This window comes from Pseudomonas allii (assembly GCF_055380095.1).
The window spans coordinates 3,950,812-3,969,804 of sequence record NZ_AP039450.1 but is presented as its reverse complement, the minus strand read 5'-3'; the positions used below and the strand labels follow the sequence as shown (position 1 = coordinate 3,969,804).

The following is an 18,993-nucleotide window of genomic DNA, read 5'->3' as shown; positions in this document are numbered from 1 at the left end:
CTTTTGAAATAATCCGAATTTCACGCCAGAAAAGCGCGAAGTTCGATTGCAGGGGGGCAAATAGTGTCATTTCGTCTGGGGGGCGCCATAGGAATAGCGGGTGTACTTGAGGGTAATCCTGTAAGGCTCCGTGCACCGAGGCGTTAGCCTGCGCGTGAGGCCTGCATAGTGACCGTAATAGTGGTGCCGCGACCTGAGACCATTCGAAAGCATTCATCACCACCGCTTTCAACCATGATTGGTAGCCGTTAGTGCATATGGACATCGCAAGGAAGACGCAGTAATTTACGCTCTCTGACAGGCAATGAGCATCCGCACTGGGACATTTCACTTGGTGACTACGGCGTCAGAGTAAAATACTAAATCTAGGGAGAGTATCTTGAAAGTCGTGAGCCTAATAAATATGAAAGGAGGCGTGGCTAAAACGACTCTTGCAATCAACCTCGCCGATTGTCTTGCAACCCGTCACAATTGTCGTGTTTTGATCATCGACGTAGATCCACAATTTAATGCTACTCAGTGCTTACTTACTCCCGAATCGTACATGAAGCATTTGCAGCAGGAGAAAGACACTGTTGTCAAGATTTTCGATAGAAAAAGAATAGTTCCAAGTGCGGTGAGAGCGAGCAAAACCGCACTGCCGAGAGATCTTGACGAAGTTGAGATTGTGAAGATTAAACGAAACTTAGATTTGCTCCCCGGTAGCCTGGAGCTTTACCGGCTAGAAATGGCTCCCGGAGATGGTAGAGAGAATCGGCTTAAAAATTATATTAAGACACTGGAAGGCAAATATGACTATGTCGTCATCGATACGCCTCCCACACCGTCAATCTGGATGACTAGCGCTCTTATAGCATCTGGGTATTATTTGATTCCAGTAAAGGCTGATCCGATATCTTTAACAGGCATTGATCTATTAAGAAGTATTATCGAAGAGAAGAAAGATAATTTCAATCTCGATATAAAGTGCGCTGGATTGGTATTGACTATCGCGGAAACTCAGACGAATGTCTTCCAAAATGCGAAAGCTTACCTGTTGAATGATAAAACCTGGAAAAATTTTCTCTATCCAAGCTATTTAGTCAAGCGAACGGCGATTGCAAAAAACCAACTCTCACAATATCAAATACTCGATGGTGACGACCCTGAGTCGAAAAGCGCCCTAACGGCCATCACTACAGAGTTTGTTAACCGAGTCTCGAATGATGCGTGAAACGAAGAAGTCAAAAAGCAAAGAGGTCACTGACGATACCAAAGTCAGATATGCGATTGATTTTATTGAAGAGCTGTCTTGGTTGCTTGATGCCAAGAAAAATCTCAAACTTAACGAAATACCAAATATACTTAGAAGTAAGTTGATTGTTTCTGATTCGACCGCTCAGACGGTAGATCGCTATATATCGCCCAATCCTAATATCCATTATCTTATAGGTGTATTGCCTAGACTATTTCAAGATGTGAAATTGTTTTCACGTAATGAGGACATAGCCGAGTTTGCCAACGAGGTCCTAGGCATTGCTATCTCTCGAATAGAGAAACGTTCTAAGTACGAGCTTATAGGCCTTATCGTCTGTGAGGCTAATGATCTAGATGATAATAAGCTAGCAAGCCTTGTTAACGCGCTGTCGCTAATAACTGGTAACGCCGAAAAACTAGATTTAGTGATCAGGGAAAAAAGCTCCGTTAGCTTCTCTTGGAACGAAACCATCCGGAAAATTGGTGCTATTGATGAGTAGGGAGTGCACTGCTGATTTTTCCGCCCTTAGAAATTATGTGGCTGCGTACTCTGTCGCGCCAAGTCTCGGCAAAAATTCATACATTGAATCGCTGAAGGCAATGCACAAGGTCTATTTTTCGGTAGTGTGCTGGCATGCAGAGATTATATCTTCAAAGGATGATATTTCTGCTTCTAAATCTTCATTCACAACTGATGTTTGGCTAAGAATTTCGGAAGCGGTATCGGATCTCAGTTCGTCCCTATTTAACTGGATTAATGGGAGCTACAAGGCGTGTCGCATCATGCTCAGGTCCTCTATCGAAAACTTTGTGCGTGCGATTGCAGCAATAGAGCAGCCTGAAATAATTAGAGAAAAAAACGTTTACAAGCTATTTGAATCTTCGGCAGGATTGCAAATATTTACGGCGCATTCGACAATAAAGCATTATTACGATCAGCTTCACTCCGATTATAAAGTGTTGTGTCGAGATACTCACACAGCTTCATTTGAAAATATGGAGCAAATAACATCATTAGATGGGCTTCCAGTCTATGCAAAAACAAAAGCAGTAAGTGCGAAAGATTTGTATGTAAGGGTGTCCCAAAGCTTTACGATAATAGTGTGCTTATTGCTCAATGCGGAGTTTCATAAAATGCATCACCGGAATCGAGAAAACATACTGAACATCGTGCCAAAGTCGATACGTCCGATTATCGCTGATTTCAATTAGCAATAGCGCTCGTCTGGAATTGCAGTGTCAATTTAAATTTGAGTCCGCAATGCTTTGGGGGACTAATGAACATGCCAATAAAATTCATTGTCTTCTACCCGGGCGGACTAAAGGCATTCTCAGCACAGGCCTTTTATAGAAAAGATGTCACACCTCCGCTCGGCGATTTGCTACGTGTGATGGCCGGCGATCGCCGGCCGCTGCCAGCGGCAGATGTCCCAGAGTGTGTACAAACTCGTGAGTATTGTCTGAGCTTAGCGCCAACAGTTGAACGACTGCTTTTGCAGTTCTCTCTGCCGATCATGATTTCAAGGCCTATTGGCCAAATTCCATGCAATCGTTGGTCAGAACGAAGGTGAACGGATGCTCAATTGGAGCTGAATTTCGAAATTTAATCACGGAGAAGGTCACATGGACGTCTATGTAAAAGTGGTGCTGATTGTTTCGGTTGTGGTTATCGTTGTGGTGCTTCGGTCTAGAAAAAAAGCCGCGCCCGTCGAGGCTAGTGATTGGAGAAAGGGGGAGCTAGAGCAGGTTGAACATTCGGTGCCATTGTCGACACAGACGCCCAAGGTCAGGCTGACAGAGATTCAAAGTGTTGCACTGAATTCTGCCTCCCTTGGTTACGTGCTTTACCCAGATAGTAAGTTTCAGCGTGAAAAAGAAGAGTTAGAAACCTACTCATTCAAGACTATCGACTCACTTGTTAAAAGGGGCTTTCTTGAGTCAAACGGTTCTGGTGGGTACGTCATTACTCCTGCTGGGAGTGACATCCTTAGGAAAAGTTACGGTTATTGAAATTAATGCTTTTCCGCACGGAATAGATTTGTTTTTATAGCAGCGTGTATTGCTGTGAACGCAGCGAGACGCCTTAAAAGCCCGGCCCCTGAGCCGGGTTTTTTGTTCCTAATTACAAGCCCTGCCACTGAGCAGGGCTTTTTTGTTTTCGGTCCCACGCCTGTCTCCTTGCCTAAAGCGGATGCCAGCTACGTGGAGGCCGACCTATTTGAGGACTCAAGATGAACTCCGAGCATCAGGCATTGACCGATGTGCCTTTGTGGTTGTTGGTTCTACTAAGCCTCGCCGGTTTGTCTGGAGAAATGCTTCGCGCATCAGGCAGTGACCTAGGCATTCGCCAAATCCTTCAGCGAGTGGCACTGCGCTTTCTAGCTTCAGGACTGTTAGGTATGGCCACGTTGCTGCTCGCAATGGCCGTTTGGAACAACCTCTACCTAGCCGCCGGCTTGGGCATTGTAATCGCGGTGATAGGCGCAGACGTCGCAGGTGGCTTGTATACGCAATTTTTGGCGCGCAAAGCGGGCGTTAGCGACCCGGCTTCAGGCCGCACCACTAACAGTCAGTAGATCGACAGAGCGGGGGAGAGACGATGTTCAAGGTCGACATGTCGCTGGACGCGTTCCCTGTTTCTGCGGGCATGCGTGAGTTAGAGAAACGACAAATTCCTTTCGTGATGGCTCGTACCGCGACCCTATTGGCTCAACGGGTCAAGAAGGGCTCCATCACGGTGATGCAGAAACGCTTGGACCGGCCCACCCCGACCACGCTGAATAGCCTGTTCGTGAAGATGGCCACCAAGACGCGAGCCGCCGAGGTCTATTTCAAAGACTCATGGGCGTCTGGCATCCCTGCTGATACTTACCTACAGCAGGCGGTGAGCGGGGGGCTGCGGCCTCACAAGCGTTTCGAAAAGTCGTTGATTGCGCGCGGCATCATGCGCAGCGGCCAATACGCAGTGCCCACCACAGCATTTATGAACCAATACGGCAACGTATCTCGCGGCACGATGTTGAAGATCCTATCGGGCCTTGGAGCTGCTGAGTCTTCGAGGGGCTATCAGGCGAACGCTACCGGTAGCGCCCGAAGTAGTCGCAAGGGCAATGCTCGTAGCTTCTTCGCTGGTGAGATCGACGGTACGCAGGGTGTGTGGGAGCGCAAGTCGCTGGGTAAGGGCGATGAGGTACGGCCAGTGTTTATCTTCAGTGATTCAGCGCCCAGGTATCGAACCATTTTCCCGTTCTTCAAGATCGGGCAGAACATCGTCAACGCGAACTATCAGGCTGACGCAGCCACCGCCTGGGCTGAAGCGATGGCTTCGGCTCGTTGATGGCTGTAGTCGACGGGAAGTCAGAGAAAAGGTGAAAAAAGTGGCCTTTTCTTCGATTTCATCGCCTTTTTCACTTGACAGGTCGGTCGATACGAAAAGACGAAGGTACTCCCGGACCCACACCCCTCATGGGGGTAATTCGGGCCCCGCGTCTTCGCTATATATGACCCATTTTCAAAGGTTGGTTGTTGTGTAGTTATGGCTAATCAATCGATCACCCGCAAACCTGAGTGGCTGAACAAGTCGCGCATGGCGGACAGCCTCGGGATTACCACGCAAGCCTTCGATAAATGGGGGGTGACGCCCATCGCCAAGATCGGCCGAGAGTCGTTTTACGACGTGCGTTCTGTGCTGGATAACCGGTTGGTTCACAAGGGCGAGAAACAACAACCGCTCGATGACGACGGCCAACCCATCGATCCGCTGATTGAGTACAAGCAAGCGCAGCAGAAACTGCGGTTGACCACTGAGCAAGCCGACGCCCAAGAAATGCGTAATCGGGTGAAAGCCAAAAAGCTGGTGCCGGTGGATTTCTGCCTGTTCGCCCTGGGCAAGTTGAGCGCGATGCTCGGCTCAACGCTGGACACCATTCACATCAAAGTGAAACGCAAGCACCCGGATATCGAGGTGCGTCACATCGAGGCTATCCAACGTGAAATAGCCGTTACGCGGAACGAAGCGGTCAACCTGGCCGACACCTTGCCGGAGCTTCTAGATGAGTTCGTCGAAGCCCTGGATGAGGGCGCTGATTGATAGCGTCCGTAAGGGCCTAACCGGTCTCTACAAGGAACCGCCACTGACGGCGGTTGAGTGGGCCGATAAGCATTTTTACCTGTCCTCCGAGTCGTCCTATCAGGAGGGGCGCTGGACCACGGCGCCGTTTCAGGTCGCCATTCTTAATGCGATGGGCAATGACCTGATCGCTGTAGTCAACGTGCTGAAGTCCGCACGGGTTGGCTATACCAAGATGCTGGTAGCCAATAAGGGCTACAAGATCCAGCACAAGAAACGCAACGTGTTGTCCTGGTGCCCGACCGATCCGGACGCCGACACCATGATGAAGCGCCACATCGAAACGATGATCCGCGACGTTCCCCTGGTGCGCGCTTTGGCGCCCTGGTACGGCGTGAAGCACCGGGATAACACCCTGGACGAAAAGCGTTTTGATAACTCGAAAATGCTTTGGTGCCTGGGTGGTAAGGCGGCGCGCAACTACCGGGAGAAAAGCCCTGATGAAGTGATCTACGACGAACTGTCAAAGTTCGACGCCGATATCGAGGGTGAGGGCTCCCCGACGATGCTGGGGGATAAGCGCCTTGAAGGCGCGACGTTTCCTAAATCAATACGTGGGTCTACTCCTGGGGTGATCGTTGCCGGCGGTGAGGATGACGAGTCAGTGGGCGAGGGCTGCCAAATCAGCCGAGCGGCTGATGAGTCGCCGCACTTCCTTCGGTTCAACATCAAATGTCCGTGCTGCGGCACAGAGCAGCATTTGAAATGGGGAGCCTTCGACAAGCCTTACGGCATGCGCTGGCGGCTCGATGGATACGGCCAGGTAGAGAAAGCCTGGTACTTGTGCGAGTCCGGCAACGGTTGCACGTTCGAATACCACGAAATGATTCAGGCCTCAGTTACTGGCCGCTACATCTGCGAGCGCCAAGGTATTTGGACCCGCGACGGCATGGAATGGTTTTCCGCCGATGATCAGCCGATCACCACGCCGCGATCTGTCACGTTCCACATCTGGACCGTGTACTCCGAGTTCGTTACCTGGGCTTCGGTGGTCAGTGAATGGCTGAAGGTCGGCAAGGACCGGGGAAAGCTCAAGACCTTTATCAACACCACACTGGGCGAAGCCTGGGAAGAAGACCAAGGCGAGAAACTGGAATGGGAAGTGCTGGCCAAGCGGCGTAGCAACTACCTGAAAGTGCCCGCCCGGGGTGTCGCGCTGTTCGGCGGGATTGACACGCAGGATGACCGTTATGAGGGCCGTGTTTGGGCTTTCGGCGCCGGTGAGGAAGCGTGGCTGGTTCACCGTTGGGTGCTGACCGGTGACCCTGCAAGCGTTGAGCTGCGGAAGAAAGTGGGCCAGGAAATACGACGCCAGTTCACCCGCGAAGACGGCACGCTAATGCGTGTAGAGCGCTGGTGCTGGGACTCCGGTGGTCACTACTCGGACGAAGTTCGCAAAGAAAGCAAAAAGCACGGCGTCACCTGGGTTATCCCGGTGTTCGGCGCTGCGACCTACGGCAAGAAGATTGCCACCTTCCCAAAGAAAAAGACCAAGGGCGACCGGGTTTACCTCACTGAGGTAGGCACGGACAACGCCAAGGAGCTGATCTACAGCCGCTTGAAAATCGAACCGGACGGCGACCGCCCAGTGCCTGAGTGCATCCACTTGCCGCTTAACGAGCTGGTGTGTGACGAAGACGAAATGAAGCAGCTGACCAGCGAGCGTAAAGAATGGATGGTCTCCAAAGGCCGCCGGGTTCAGCGCTGGACCAGCGGCCGCCGCCGCAATGAAGCCCTCGACTGTTTTGTGTATGCACTGGCCGCCCTGCGGATCAGTCAGGAGCGTTTTGGCCTGGATCTGGAGCAACTGGCCTTAGAGGCTCAGTTCGTTCCGGCCACGGGCGCGTGGGAGGTGCCGGAAGTGCCCGACCTGAATGAGCCAGAAGAATCAGAGCCGCCGATTGAGTCGGTGCGGCCTGAGCCCCCATCAACTCAAGCCGACGCCTCTGGCGACTGGCATAACGTGGAAAGTAACGGATGGCTATAAACGCGCAGGAGATGCTGGACAAGTATCTGGAGGCAGAGGCCGCCATTCTGCTGGGTAAAACGACCATTTTTAATGGCCGCACCCACACCATGGCCGAACTGCCGCAAATCCAAGCAGGTCGACGCGAATGGGAGCGCCGTGTTAGTGCCCAGCGCGCCGCCGCGCAGGGCAGTCCGGGTTATGCCCTGGCTGAGTTTCGTTGAACTTCCTCGACCGCTGCATTGCAGCGGTTAGCCCGGGTGCGGGTTTGCGGCGCCTGGCGGCACGTAGCGGAATCCAAGCCTTTGAGGCTGCCGAGGTCACGCGCACACACAAAGCGAAGAGACAAACGCGAAGCGCAGACAGCTCATTGCAGCGTGACGCGGAATCGTTGCGCGGCCAAGCTCGAAAGCTGGACGAAGACCACGACCTGGTGACGGGTATTTTCGACCGGTTGGAAGAGCGGGTAGTGGGTGGAGCCGGGATTGCGGTGGAGCCGTTGCCACTGGATCACGCCGGCAATATTCACCTGGCGTTCGCGGCGCAAATCAAAGACCTTTGGGCCGAGTGGTCCTTGCGGCCGGAAACGTCAGGGGAGTTGACCCGGGCACAAATGGAACGCCTGGTTTGCCGCACCTGGCTACGCGACGGCGAATCGTTGGCCCAGCAGTTGTTGGGCAAGGTGCCCAACTTCAAGCACTTGCACAAAGTGCCTTTTACGCTGGAGTTGCTGGAGCCTGATTACCTGCCCTGGAGCTACAACGACGAATCGAAAGGGATTTGCCAGGGCATCACACGCGACGCCTGGCGCCGGGTCGTCGGATACAACCTGCTGAAACGTCACCCCGGCAGTGCTTTGGGTTTCAGCATGTCGGTGGATACCAAGTTCGTGCCGGCTGATCGGATGTTGCACATCGCGTACCGCAAGCGAATTGGGCAGAACAGGGGCCAGCCTCTGTTGCACGCCGTGTTGACGCGCTTGGCGGACATCAAGGATTACGAAGAAAGCGAGCGCGTTGCTGCGCGTATCAGCGCGGCTCTGGCGATGTTCATCAAGAAGGGCTCTACCGACGACTACGTGGTTGCGCCTACGACTGCGGGCAAGGACGGCCAGGCCACCGGTGCCCGAAGTATTCCCATTGCCCCCGGCATGGTGTTTGACGGGCTGCTGCCCGGCGAAGACGTGGGGATGATCGAAAGCAACCGGCCCAGCCAATTTGTGGAGAGTTTTCGCAACGGTCAGTTGCGCGCGGTTGCGGCGGGTACGCGTATTGGCTACTCCACGGCGACGCGCAGTTACACGGGCACTTACTCGGCTCAGCGTCAGGAACTGGTGGAGTCACAACTGGGTTACGACCTGCTGCAGCACGAATTCATCGACTACTGGTCGCGCAAGGTTTACCGGGCCTTTATCGAAATGGCGTTGGTCAGCGGCGTACTTGTGCCGCCAGGCGACGTAAACATGGATTCGGTGTACGGAGCGGTTTATCAGGGGCCGGTGATGCCCTGGATTAACCCGGTGCATGAGGCGACCGCCTGGGATGCGCTGGTGCAGGGTGGTTTTGCCGATGAGGCCGAAGTGATCCGAGCGCGCGGGCGAAACCCGCAAGAGCTTAAGCGTTCGCGTCAGGCGGAAATCGAAAGCAACCGGGCTAAAGGGCTGGTGTTCAGCTCCGACGCCTATCACAAGTTCTACGGGAAAGTGACCGTCAATGCAGACCTATCAAGCGAAAAAGAGAAAGCGTGAAGCGCCGCCGCTGACGATGCCCAGGGCGTCGGTTCAGTCGTCGGTTTCGTCCGTGATTACGGCGGCAAACCAGCCGGTGGAGAGTTGGTACTCAATGCGCGCCATGGCGCGCGGTAGTGTCGAGATCCTGCTGTATGACGAGATCGGCGGATGGGGTATCACCGCCAAGCAGTTTGCCCAGGATCTGGCCGCCTGTGGTGACGTGTCACAAATCAACCTGCGCATTCACTCGCCCGGTGGCGATGTGTTCGCCGGCATGGCGATTTACAACACGCTCAAGGCCCACCCGGCCCGCGTAGATGTGTACATCGACGGTCTGGCGGCTTCCATGGCCAGCGTGATCGCGATGGCGGGCGACAAGGTGTACATGCCGACCAACGCAATGATGATGATCCACAAGCCCTGGGGTGCGCAGGGCGGCGATGCGGATGACATGCGCCGCTATGCCGACCTACTCGACAAGGTTGAAGGAACGTTGGTGCAGGCCTACGTCAGCAAGACCGGCAAGAGCGCGGAAGAAATCCACGCGCTGTTGAAGGATGAAACATGGATGGATGGCAGCGAGGCGGTGGCAGCCTGCTTCGCTGATCAGTTGATTGATCCGCTGGTAGCTGCCGCACAACTCAAATCGAAACGCATGCAGGAGTTTGAACACATGCCGCCAGAAGCTTTTAACAGCCTGATGAACCCGCGTAACCAAGTGCCTGCCCCGGCTCCAGCAACCGCACCTGCACCGGCTCCGGCAAATTCCTTGTCAGCTGATCAGATTCGCGCCCAGGTCATTGCCGAGGAAGGCGCGCGCCGTACCGGCATCACTGCCGCGTTCGGCAGCTTTGCGACTGCCCATCCTGAGCTTTTGCAGGCTTGCGTAGCTGACATGGCATGCACTGTTGAAAGTGCCCGGGCGCAGCTGTTGGCCAAGTTGGGTGAGCAGACCACGCCGTCCAATGTCCCGGGTCTGCACGGTCATATTTCTAACGGCAATTTGGTTGGCGATTCGGTGCGTGCTTCCCTGGAGGCGCGTATCGGCATTGCCCAAATCGAAGCCAGTAATGGGCTCAATCACATGCGCCTGAATGAGCTGGCGCGTGCCTCCCTGACCGAGCGCGGCATTCTGGTGGCCACGCTCAATCCGATGCAGATGGTCGGCCTGGCCTTCACTCACAGCTCCAGCGACTTCGGGCAAATCCTGTTGGATATTGCCGGAAAGTCGGTTTTGACCGGCTGGGAAGAAGCCCCAGAGACGTTTCAGCTCTGGACCAAAAAAGGCCAGTTGAGCGACTTCAAAACCTCTTCGCGGGTCGGCCTTGGCGAGTTCCCGAGCTTGCGCGAAGTGCGCCCGGGCGCCGAGTACAAGCACATCACTTTGAGTGATCGCGGCGAGCCGATCACGCTGGCCACCTACGGTGAGCTGTTTTCGATCACCCGTCAGGCGATCATCAACGACGACCTGTCGTTGTTGAGTGACGTGCCTTACAAGATGGGCCAGGCGGCGCGTGCAACCATCGGCGATTTGGTCTATGCAGTACTGACCAGTCCGCCGAAGATGCGCGACGGCAAGTCGTTGTTTGATTCGTCGCGCAAAAACAACGCGGCCGGTCCGGCGTCTGAGCTGTCCATTGCCAGCTTGATCGCTGGTAAGACTGCAATGGCCTCGCAAAAAACCCAGGTTGAGGGTGGCAAGCCTCGCACCTTGAACATTCGCCCAGCATACGTGCTGACCCCGGTGGCCCTGGAAGACAAGGCCAACCAAATCATCAACTCGGCCTCTGTGCCGGGCGCTGATGCTAACTCTGGCATCATCAACCCGATCCGTGGCTTTGCCAAAGTGATCGGTGAGCCGCGTCTTGATGATGCGTCGGCAACGGCCTGGTACATGGCCGCCAAGCAAGGCAGCGACACCATTGAAGTGGCTTACCTCAACGGTATTGATACGCCGTATGTGGAGCAGCAAAACGGCTTCAGCGTTGACGGCGTGGCCAGCAAGGTGCGTATCGACGCAGGCGTTGCGCCTGCCGACTTCCGTGGCCTGTACAGCGCCGCTGGCAAGTAAATCCTGCTGTTCCTGATAACCCTGCCCAGTGCGGGGTTTGTTGTTTTTGAGTTCTGGAGAATTGAACGATGTCGAAGAATTATCAAGGCGCCGGGCAGACGGTCACCTTTACTTCGCCAACTGGCGGTACGACGTCCGGCGTTCCGCTGGCTATCAACTCCCTGGTGGTGGTCCCGTTGGACACCACCAAAAAGGGCGATCCGTGCGTGGGTGCCCTGGGCGGTTCGTGGCTGCTGCCGGTTACTGGTGCGCTGAAGCAGGGCGTCAAGGTCAGTCTGTTGGCCGGAGGGCTGGTCGCAGACGGCACGGCTGACGCAGTTCCATTCGGCAAGCTGCTGACTGACGCGTCTGGCGGCTTCGCTGAAGCCCTGTTGATTCAGTAATGGCCGGCGGCTTTCGGGCCCTGGCTGATCGCATGGACGCCCTGGCCGTAGAGCGCCTGGGCGATCCGGCGACGCTGGCAGACGGTCGTGGAGTCTTCGGTGCATTTGCCTCCCCCTTTGTCGGAGCCGAAATCGGCGGTGGCAAGGGCGGCGCTGTGCGGTTGGGCGGTGCGATCAATGCCGACGAGGTGTTAGAGCCCACCCTGACCGCGCGAGTGGTCGACGTGCAAGGCGTCAAAAAAGGCGACTTTCTTACCATTGAGCTGCCTCCCGCGTTGGGTGGTGGCCGCTACAAGGTCGTGCGCCTGAAGCCTGACGGCTCTGGCATGGTTGACCTGGTGCTGAGCGTGCCCAATGAGCGAACTGACGACATTACATGATGCGATCACTCGCATTATCAGCGAGCGTATGCCCCGGGTGCTTCACGTCGAGCAGTTCCCCGAGCTGGATGCCCAGGTAAACACACCGGCATTGCTGTACGGCATTACCGATATGACCCTGGGTACTGATCGAGGGGAGGGGAAAACGGCTCTGATTGGCCGTTTCCAATCCTGCATTTTGGTTGACGCAGACCGCCCCAAGGCATCGTTACAGGCCGCTATCTTGGCGGCTCAAATGACGACAGTGCTTAAGGATCAGTGGTGGGGTTTGGATTTTGTTACCGGCCCGCCGGAGCAGGTCCACGCCCAGCCGGAAGCTCCCACGCTTGAGCTTGAACAGTTCGTCATGTGGTCGGTTCAATGGGTCCAGACTTTCGAATTGGGGGAATTCGCTTGGCCATGGCCTGATGAGCCGCCAGGCTCGCTCGTTTTTAACATCGAGCCGGGCGACGAGCCGGTGGCGCCCGAGGCTCTTTCGTGAGTTACGCCGATGCGGAACACGACCGCATGATCGCGGCCATGCTGATGCCATGCGTGGTGGTCGGCGTGGATCTGGCGGCACCGGCGGTGCGCGTCAGCAATGGCGAATGGACGAGCGCCTGGGTGCGCTGGCACAGCCTGGCGGCCGGTAAGGCGCGACACTGGCGCGCCCCAAGCCTGGGTGAGCAGGGGGTTTTGTTCAACCCCAGCGGCCAGGCGGGCATGGGGACGTTTATTCCCGGGCTGTACGGCAACGCCGGCGGGCCGCCGGATAACCGGGACCATGTAGAAGTCTGGCGTTTTGACGATGGCGGCTCCCTGGTTTACGACTGGGAGGCCAAGACGTACACCATCACGCTGCCCACGGGTACGGTCACCATCAAAGTGGGCAGCACAGTGGTTACCGTTACGGATAACGCGATGAATGCCACGGTGGGCGGTACCGAGTTCGATCTGGCGCCCGGCTGGGCCGCGATCAAATCGCCGCAGATAGCATTGATCGGCGCGGTAGAAATCGACGGCCCGTTACACGTAACGCAAAGCATCACCGGCGACGCCGATATTCTGGCGGCCGGTAATAGCGATAACCACCACAAGCACTAACCCTATTCACCTACAGCCCGCCGCGTGCGGGTTTTTTCATGCCCGGAGAAATCATGGCCAAGACCATCGAAAAGCCCGCAACCGAAGAACAAGCCACCGCTGCGCCGGCGTCTTTGACGTTCCGCGATCTGGTCTACACGTCGCGCACGCTGGTTGTGCCCGGTACTGATCGTACTTATCCGGTGGCCAAGCACCTGGTGGTGGTGCCGGAGTCCGATAAAGAGGCTGTGGCATTCCTGAAGGCTCATAGCGAATACGCCGCCCAGGAGGGCTAAGCCAGATGATCGGAATGGATCGCCACACCGGGCAACCCATATCCGGCATCGAGCATTTGCGACAGTCCATCGCTGACATCTTGAGTACGTCCCTGGACAGTCGCCGGCACCGGCCGTTGTACGGCAGCAAGCTGCGTGGGTTCGTTGACTTGCCAATCAACGCCGGTTGGAAAAGTGCGGTTCAGGCCGAAGCCGCGAGGGCCCTCGGACTTAACGAGCCGCGGCTGAAGCTTGAGCGAGTGACGGCGCTGTCGCTGCTGGATGGAAAAATAAACTTACGCGTTGCCGGCGAGTACCTGGGCGACAGCTTTGTCTTGGAGGTAAGCGTATGAGCATCGTGGACTTGTCGGCCTTGCCGGCGCCGGAGGTGCTGGAGCCGCTGGACTTCGAAGAGGTCTACGACGAAGGGCTGTCGGCGTTTCGCGCCTATATGGGCGACAACTGGAATGCCGCGCTCGAAAGTGATCCGGTTTCCAAATTGCTGGAGGTTGGGGCTTATAACAAGGTTGGTAACCGCGCCCGGGTTAACGATGCATGCAAGGCGCTGCTGTTGGCTCACGCCATCAAGGGCGACCTCGATCAGTTGGGCGCCAACGTCAATCTGAAACGCCTGGTTATTCAGCCCGAGGATCTGCTGGCGGTTCCGCCTGTGGCTGAAGTCCTTGAGGATGATGATCCGTATCGTGAGCGTATCCAGTTGGCCTACGAGGGGCTGACCACGGCGGGACCGCGTAACAGCTACATCCTGCACGCGCGTAATGCGTCCGGTCTTGTGCTGGATGCCACGGCGGAAAGCCCATCTCCGGCGAGCGTTACCGTAACGGTGCTGAGTACCGAAGGAGACGGGACGGCCACGCCGGAGCTGTTGGCCACGGTGGCTAAAGCCCTCAATGACGACGACGTGCGGCCGCTGGGGGATCGGGTGGCAGTTCAGGGCGCCGAAATTCTGAATTACCGAATTGACGCGATCCTGCACATGAACAGCGCCGGACCAGAAGGTGACGCCGCTCTGGCCGAAGCCTTGAGCCGTCTGTCGAAATGGGTCAACCCTCGTAAACGTCTTGGCGTTGAGGTGGCGCGGTCTGCTGTGGACGCCCAGGTGCATGTTGCCGGCGTTTCGCGTGTCGAGCTGCCCGGGTGGGTTGACCTGGCCCCTACTAAAGCCCAGGCCGCGTACTGCACCGGTTACGACGTGAGGTTGGCGGATGAAAAGCCTGCTGCCCAGTAATAGCACCCAGCTAGAGCGGGCCATTGAGGCCGCGTTCTACGAAAAAACCATTGTTCCGTTGCGCACGCTCTACAACGCCGATACATGCCCAGCCCACTTGTTACTACATCTGGCGTGGGCCTGGTCGGTGGACCGCTGGGATTACCGGTGGAGCGAGGCGACCAAGCGGGCCGCCATCAGGGCCTCGTACTACATCCACAAGCACAAAGGCACGATTGGCTCATTGCGTCGTGTGGTGGAGCCGCTGGGCTACCTGATTGAGGTCATGGAGTGGTGGCAGACGGTTCCCGAGGGTGTGCCAGGTACGTTCGCCCTGAAGGTCGGTGTTCTGGATACCGGCATTACCGAAGAAATGTACGAAGAGCTGACCCGGCTCATTGATGACGCCAAGCCCGTCAGTCGGCATATGACCGGCCTGGCGATCAGCCTGGAGACCACCGGTTACATCGGCATCGGCGCCTGTGTAAGCGAGGGTGAAGTGATCGACGTCTATCCACCAACTCCCCGCGATATCGAGGTGACCGGCACTTATGGCCAGGTCATGTGTATTGATGAAATTGACACCCTGGACGTGTATCCATGATTGATCAGAACAGTCAGTTCTTCGCCATCCTCACGGCAGTGGGGGAGGCGAAACAGGCAAACGCTACGGCCTTGGGCCAGCCCTGGACCTTTTCGCAAATGGGTGTGGGTGATGCCAATCTCACGGACCCTATCCCCAACCGCACACAAACGCGCCTGATCAATGAATGGCGTCGTGCGCCGGTCAATCAGGTGCGAACCGATCCGGCCAACCCGAACATCATCATCACCGAGCAGGTTATCCCGGCCGACGTGGGCGGTAAGTGGATCCGGGAAATCGGTCTGTATGACGCCGATGGCGACATGGTGGCGGTGGCCAACTGTGCCCCAAGCTTCAAGCCTTTGCTTGTGCAGGGGACCGGCAAGACCCAAATCATTCGGATGAATTTCATCGTTGCGAATACCGCGAGTGTCGTCCTTAAGATTGACCCTGCGGTTGTGCTGGCCACACGTGAATGGGTGGATCTGCAAATTATCGAGGCGTTGGCCAAGCTGGATTATAAGCATTCGGTTTTGGTGGCCACGACGGCCAATATCGTCTTGAGCGGAATTCAGACCGTCGACGGTGTTTTGTTGCCGGCGGACTCTCGGGTGCTGGTAAAGGACCAGACCCAGGCCAAGGATAACGGTATTTACGTTGTGCCCCCTGGCGGTGCCTGGAAGCGCGCCCAGGATGCAGATGCCAGTGTGGAAGTAACGCCGGGGCTATTTGTCAGCGTTGAGAAGGGCACAGCTAATGGCGACAGTGTTTGGCAGTTGGTCACGGATGCCCCCATCGTCCTGGGCACCACGCCGCTGACGTTTGAGGTCGTCGCGGGCCGCACGGGGATTGTGGCGGGCACCTACCGTAGTTTGACTGTAGATAAGCTCGGTCGCGTGATTGCGGGAACGAATCCGACAACGTTGGCTGGCGCCGGCATTACTGATGCCGTAAGTTCAAATAACGATGTTGCCATTGTCGGGAAAGTTTCCGATTTAAGTAGTGCGCGGTTTATTAACGGGAACCCGACTACTACGGACTTGCCTACTGGAATACAGTATTTTTCTGGTATTCGCGCCAAGTACAATGGCGGCAAGCTTGGGTTTGACTTCGGTTGCTCAATGACTGCTCGTAGGTCATTTGGGCGTTTGACCTTGGCTGACGGCACTGGAGAATGGTTTGAGTATTATACGACCGCAAACTTTAACCCATCCGACTACATGCCTAAAAATGGCGGGCCTTATGCTCCTAAGCTTTACGGGTTGTCTTTTAACTCTGAGGTGGGCGGTTATAATGAGCAGGGTGGCTATATAGGTTGGGGTTCGGCAGGCACAGGGACGGCGCAATTTATTTGCAATAAGGGAGGCGGAACCACAGGTGGCTTCGTTTGGGGAACGGTTGCGGCTGACAATAAAACTCTCCTTCCGCTGATGTCTTATAGCGCTGATGGCGCCCTAACTGTCCCGAAATCGTTGTCTGTACCTGCTATTGCAGGCAACACGACTGTTTGGGATCAGCCCGCCGGATACGCAGGTGCCTATATCGCAAACTGCGCATACGTTGTTGCTGCTGTTCAATACAAGATAGGTGGAAACAATTGTTTTGAGGCTGGGTTTATTGGCGGGGATGTTGCCGCCCCTTATATGAAAAATGTCAATGGGACAGTTGTTCGTCTTCAGGTGGACCGTCCTAAAGATACGGCGCTATTGGCTACGAATGGGTGGAGCAAAAACGCGGATACGGGAGAAATAATTCAATGGTTGGAATACAGTCTTGGCGACTTTGGTCAGACTACTTTGATAAATGTCACTTGGCCTTTTCGATTCCCTAATCAGTTTCTGAATGCAAGAGTTAGCTTCAAACTTGCGGCCAATGCTCAGTGCGGTACTCAGGGGTCGTATTCACTCGCTACTGTGGATGGTTGTACGTTACGAATCGAGGAATGGGCAGGGGTAGTGCAAACCGGGCTCGTTGTGGTGGTGGAGGCTAGGGGGTTTTAATAAGTGAATATATTTTATAGCGCAAAAGAGAATGCGTTCTTCAATGAAGAATTCCACGGCACTCGTACTATTAGGGTTCCTGATCCGAAATGGGTGAGGCCAACCATTCCAATCCAAGACCCAGCATGGAATCGCCCCAATATTCAGGTTGAAAACCCGGATTGGAGTGAGGGGGATACGGTGACGCCTGAAACCATTTGGGTTCCTGACATTGATGCAGTGGCCCCGATGATTGAGGTGCCGGATGACAGCGCTTCTCCCCCGTTGATTGTTGTGCCCAACCCTAAGTGTTTGCTCCCCCCGGAATCTGAACTGGTGGACGTTCCCCAGGAAGAACATGACGAAATTTACCGGGTGCTTTCGCTGGGTGGTTCGATCCTGACGCCTGGTAAAAACGGCCGTCCAAGTACTGCCCCAGCGCCGGGTCCTACACTGGATGAGCTGAAAGCCCGGGAACGCGCTGTTCGTGACCGAGCGTTGTTGCTGACTGATCCGATGATCGCCCGTCACCGTGACGAGCTGGAGGCCGAGCGCCCTACAACTCTCACTGGCGAGCAGTACAAGCAGTTGCAGGGCTACCGCCAGGATCTGCGCGACTGGCCCGAGTCGGAGCATTTTCCGGCAACCGAGTACAGACCTACGCAGCCGGCATGGCTGGCTGAGCTGATCCAATAACGCCCCGTACTGACGGGGCGTTTTCTTTTCCGTTACGCGTAACACGAACAACCTACGGCCTCGCTTATGCGGGGCTTTTTCGTTTCTGGAGATTGAGCCCTATGAGTTTCTTTCACGGCGTCACTACCTCGCTGATCGACAACGGTGCGCGCACTATTTCGCTCCCGTCGTCCTCGATCATCGGTCTGTGCGACACCTTCACGCCGGGCGTACTCGGTGGCGGTAACGCCAAGGCGGGCGAGCTGAAGTTGATCACGTCTGAGCGCGAAGCCATTGCCGCATTCGGCACTGACTCGGCGATCACCCGGGCGTGCCAGGCGATCTATGTACGGGCTAAGGCTGTAATCGTCGCCATTGGTGTCCCTAAGCTCGCTGACGCCGCGCTGCAAACGTCCGCCATCATCGGTGGCGTACTGGCGGATGGGCAGCGTACGGGGCTCCAGGCGCTGCTGGACGGCAAGAGTCGGCACAACGCCCAGCCTAAATTGCTGATTGCCCCGGGGCACTCGGCCATCCAGGCGGTGGCCGCGGCCATGGATGCGCTGGCCGGCAAGTTGCGCGCGCTTGCCATCATTGATGGCCCGAATACCACGGACGAGGCCGCCATGGCCTATGCGTTGAACTTCGGCAGCAAGCGGATCTATCTGGTGGATCCGGGCGTGCAGTTTTGGAGCACCGTCGACAGCGCGACCGTGGATGCACCGGCCTCGGCCTGGGTGGCGGGCTTGTTTGCCTGGACCGATGCCGAGTACGGCTATTGGGCGTCGCCATCGAACAAGGAGTTTGTTGGCATCACCGGTACCACTCGGCCGGTGGAGTACTTGGACGGCGACGCCACGTGCCGGGCCAACCTGCTCAATAACGCGAATATCACCACGATCATTCGCGATGGCGGTTATCGCTTGTGGGGTAACCGCACGTGTTCGGCCGATGCCAAGTGGTCGTTTGTTACCCGTGTACGCACCTGCGACATCCTCATGGATGCGATCCAGGCGGGCCACAAGTGGGCTGTAGACCGTTCGATCACGAAAACCTATGTGTCGGACGTGACCGAAGGGCTCCAGGCCTTTATGCGCGACCAGAAGAACGCCGGCGCAGTGATCAACTTCGAAGTCTACGCGGACACCGAGCTGAATACGGCCAGCCAAATCGAGCAGGGCAAAATCTATTGGCGCATTCGCTTCACCGATGTGCCGCCGGCCGAAAACCCGAATTTCCTGATTGAAGTCACCAACGAGTGGCTGACCGAAGTACTTGAAGCAGCCTAAGGGGGCCG

At 55.9% G+C, this 18,993-nt stretch carries 22 protein-coding genes; all 22 read left to right on the top strand.

What is annotated here, in order from left to right:
• Positions 1–388 precede the first annotated feature (388 nt).
• Positions 389–1,213, top strand: coding sequence for a ParA family protein (locus ACZ445_RS17855; protein ID WP_464708625.1), 825 nt, complete (start codon positions 389–391; stop codon positions 1,211–1,213).
• Complete coding sequence (locus ACZ445_RS17850) at positions 1,203–1,736, top strand: hypothetical protein (RefSeq protein ID WP_464707359.1); 534 nt, start codon at positions 1,203–1,205, stop codon at positions 1,734–1,736. The genes ACZ445_RS17855 and ACZ445_RS17850 overlap by 11 nt, the downstream gene beginning before the upstream one ends.
• The gene (locus ACZ445_RS17845) at positions 1,729–2,448 is read left to right on the top strand and encodes a hypothetical protein (RefSeq protein WP_464707358.1); all 720 of its coding nucleotides are present in this window, start codon (positions 1,729–1,731) and stop codon (positions 2,446–2,448) included. The genes ACZ445_RS17850 and ACZ445_RS17845 overlap by 8 nt, the downstream gene beginning before the upstream one ends.
• A 411-nt stretch (positions 2,449–2,859) precedes the next feature.
• Positions 2,860–3,246, top strand: coding sequence for a hypothetical protein (locus ACZ445_RS17840; RefSeq protein ID WP_464707357.1), 387 nt, complete (start codon positions 2,860–2,862; stop codon positions 3,244–3,246).
• 221 nt (positions 3,247–3,467) lie between these two features.
• A complete protein-coding gene (locus ACZ445_RS17835; RefSeq protein ID WP_464707356.1) occupies positions 3,468–3,812 on the top strand; it encodes a phage holin family protein in 345 nt (114 codons plus the stop codon).
• 23 nt (positions 3,813–3,835) lie between these two features.
• Positions 3,836–4,573: a hypothetical protein gene (locus tag ACZ445_RS17830; RefSeq protein WP_464707355.1), complete on the top strand. Its 738-nt coding sequence runs from the start codon at positions 3,836–3,838 to the stop codon at positions 4,571–4,573.
• Positions 4,574–4,771: 198 nt separating this feature from the next.
• Positions 4,772–5,326, top strand: a complete 555-nt coding sequence (locus ACZ445_RS17825) for a terminase small subunit (protein ID WP_046035594.1) — start codon at positions 4,772–4,774, stop codon at positions 5,324–5,326.
• Positions 5,289–7,352: a phage terminase large subunit family protein gene (locus ACZ445_RS17820; protein WP_464707354.1), complete on the top strand. Its 2,064-nt coding sequence runs from the start codon at positions 5,289–5,291 to the stop codon at positions 7,350–7,352. Before ACZ445_RS17825 ends, ACZ445_RS17820 begins: the two co-directional genes overlap by 38 nt.
• Positions 7,343–7,555, top strand: coding sequence for a primosomal replication protein PriB/PriC domain protein (locus ACZ445_RS17815; RefSeq protein WP_071491836.1), 213 nt, complete (start codon positions 7,343–7,345; stop codon positions 7,553–7,555). Before ACZ445_RS17820 ends, ACZ445_RS17815 begins: the two co-directional genes overlap by 10 nt.
• Positions 7,552–9,078, top strand: coding sequence for a phage portal protein (locus ACZ445_RS17810; RefSeq protein WP_464707353.1), 1,527 nt, complete (start codon positions 7,552–7,554; stop codon positions 9,076–9,078). Before ACZ445_RS17815 ends, ACZ445_RS17810 begins: the two co-directional genes overlap by 4 nt.
• Entirely contained in the window at positions 9,044–11,131 is a 2,088-nt protein-coding gene (locus ACZ445_RS17805; protein WP_464707352.1) for a ClpP-like prohead protease/major capsid protein fusion protein, read from the top strand. Before ACZ445_RS17810 ends, ACZ445_RS17805 begins: the two co-directional genes overlap by 35 nt.
• Before the next feature lie 68 nt (positions 11,132–11,199).
• A complete protein-coding gene (locus ACZ445_RS17800) occupies positions 11,200–11,514 on the top strand; it encodes a DUF2190 family protein (protein ID WP_464707351.1) in 315 nt (104 codons plus the stop codon).
• Positions 11,514–11,894, top strand: coding sequence for a head-tail joining protein (locus ACZ445_RS17795; protein WP_342307899.1), 381 nt, complete (start codon positions 11,514–11,516; stop codon positions 11,892–11,894). The genes ACZ445_RS17800 and ACZ445_RS17795 overlap by 1 nt, the downstream gene beginning before the upstream one ends.
• Positions 11,869–12,375 carry a hypothetical protein gene (locus tag ACZ445_RS17790; RefSeq protein ID WP_342307898.1) on the top strand — a complete coding sequence of 169 codons (507 nt, stop codon included), beginning with the start codon at positions 11,869–11,871 and terminating at the stop codon, positions 12,373–12,375. The genes ACZ445_RS17795 and ACZ445_RS17790 overlap by 26 nt, the downstream gene beginning before the upstream one ends.
• Entirely contained in the window at positions 12,372–12,977 is a 606-nt protein-coding gene (locus ACZ445_RS17785; protein ID WP_464707350.1) for a phage baseplate assembly protein V, read from the top strand. Before ACZ445_RS17790 ends, ACZ445_RS17785 begins: the two co-directional genes overlap by 4 nt.
• 38 nt (positions 12,978–13,015) lie before the next feature.
• A complete protein-coding gene (locus ACZ445_RS17780; RefSeq protein WP_464707349.1) occupies positions 13,016–13,252 on the top strand; it encodes a hypothetical protein in 237 nt (78 codons plus the stop codon).
• A gap of 5 nt (positions 13,253–13,257) precedes the next feature.
• Positions 13,258–13,584 (top strand): GPW/gp25 family protein, encoded by a 327-nt coding sequence (locus ACZ445_RS17775; protein WP_342307895.1) that lies wholly within the window; start codon positions 13,258–13,260, stop codon positions 13,582–13,584.
• Positions 13,581–14,480, top strand: coding sequence for a baseplate assembly protein (locus tag ACZ445_RS17770; RefSeq protein ID WP_464707348.1), 900 nt, complete (start codon positions 13,581–13,583; stop codon positions 14,478–14,480). The genes ACZ445_RS17775 and ACZ445_RS17770 overlap by 4 nt, the downstream gene beginning before the upstream one ends.
• Positions 14,458–15,063 (top strand): phage tail protein I, encoded by a 606-nt coding sequence (locus ACZ445_RS17765; protein ID WP_342307893.1) that lies wholly within the window; start codon positions 14,458–14,460, stop codon positions 15,061–15,063. The genes ACZ445_RS17770 and ACZ445_RS17765 overlap by 23 nt, the downstream gene beginning before the upstream one ends.
• Complete coding sequence (locus tag ACZ445_RS17760; RefSeq protein WP_464707347.1) at positions 15,060–17,042, top strand: phage tail protein; 1,983 nt, start codon at positions 15,060–15,062, stop codon at positions 17,040–17,042. The genes ACZ445_RS17765 and ACZ445_RS17760 overlap by 4 nt, the downstream gene beginning before the upstream one ends.
• A gap of 3 nt (positions 17,043–17,045) precedes the next feature.
• On the top strand, positions 17,046–17,717 hold the full coding sequence (locus ACZ445_RS17755) for a tail fiber assembly protein (protein ID WP_464707346.1): 672 nt from the start codon (positions 17,046–17,048) through the stop codon (positions 17,715–17,717).
• A 101-nt stretch (positions 17,718–17,818) separates the two neighbouring features.
• Entirely contained in the window at positions 17,819–18,985 is a 1,167-nt protein-coding gene (locus ACZ445_RS17750; protein ID WP_464707345.1) for a phage tail sheath subtilisin-like domain-containing protein, read from the top strand.
• The last annotated feature ends 8 nt before the right edge of the window (positions 18,986–18,993 follow it).

Coding starts and splice junctions, on each gene's coding strand:
- ACZ445_RS17850 (WP_464707359.1), top strand. CDS start 1,203: ATGATGCGTGAAACGAAGAAGTCAAAAAGCAAAGAGGTCACTGACGAT.
- ACZ445_RS17845 (WP_464707358.1), top strand. CDS start 1,729: ATGAGTAGGGAGTGCACTGCTGATTTTTCCGCCCTTAGAAATTATGTG.
- ACZ445_RS17840 (WP_464707357.1), top strand. CDS start 2,860: ATGGACGTCTATGTAAAAGTGGTGCTGATTGTTTCGGTTGTGGTTATC.
- ACZ445_RS17835 (WP_464707356.1), top strand. CDS start 3,468: ATGAACTCCGAGCATCAGGCATTGACCGATGTGCCTTTGTGGTTGTTG.
- ACZ445_RS17830 (WP_464707355.1), top strand. CDS start 3,836: ATGTTCAAGGTCGACATGTCGCTGGACGCGTTCCCTGTTTCTGCGGGC.
- ACZ445_RS17825 (WP_046035594.1), top strand. CDS start 4,772: ATGGCTAATCAATCGATCACCCGCAAACCTGAGTGGCTGAACAAGTCG.
- ACZ445_RS17820 (WP_464707354.1), top strand. CDS start 5,289: ATGAGTTCGTCGAAGCCCTGGATGAGGGCGCTGATTGATAGCGTCCGT.
- ACZ445_RS17815 (WP_071491836.1), top strand. CDS start 7,343: ATGGCTATAAACGCGCAGGAGATGCTGGACAAGTATCTGGAGGCAGAG.
- ACZ445_RS17805 (WP_464707352.1), top strand. CDS start 9,044: ATGCAGACCTATCAAGCGAAAAAGAGAAAGCGTGAAGCGCCGCCGCTG.
- ACZ445_RS17800 (WP_464707351.1), top strand. CDS start 11,200: ATGTCGAAGAATTATCAAGGCGCCGGGCAGACGGTCACCTTTACTTCG.
- ACZ445_RS17795 (WP_342307899.1), top strand. CDS start 11,514: ATGGCCGGCGGCTTTCGGGCCCTGGCTGATCGCATGGACGCCCTGGCC.
- ACZ445_RS17790 (WP_342307898.1), top strand. CDS start 11,869: ATGAGCGAACTGACGACATTACATGATGCGATCACTCGCATTATCAGC.
- ACZ445_RS17780 (WP_464707349.1), top strand. CDS start 13,016: ATGCCCGGAGAAATCATGGCCAAGACCATCGAAAAGCCCGCAACCGAA.
- ACZ445_RS17775 (WP_342307895.1), top strand. CDS start 13,258: ATGATCGGAATGGATCGCCACACCGGGCAACCCATATCCGGCATCGAG.
- ACZ445_RS17770 (WP_464707348.1), top strand. CDS start 13,581: ATGAGCATCGTGGACTTGTCGGCCTTGCCGGCGCCGGAGGTGCTGGAG.
- ACZ445_RS17765 (WP_342307893.1), top strand. CDS start 14,458: ATGAAAAGCCTGCTGCCCAGTAATAGCACCCAGCTAGAGCGGGCCATT.
- ACZ445_RS17760 (WP_464707347.1), top strand. CDS start 15,060: ATGATTGATCAGAACAGTCAGTTCTTCGCCATCCTCACGGCAGTGGGG.
- ACZ445_RS17750 (WP_464707345.1), top strand. CDS start 17,819: ATGAGTTTCTTTCACGGCGTCACTACCTCGCTGATCGACAACGGTGCG.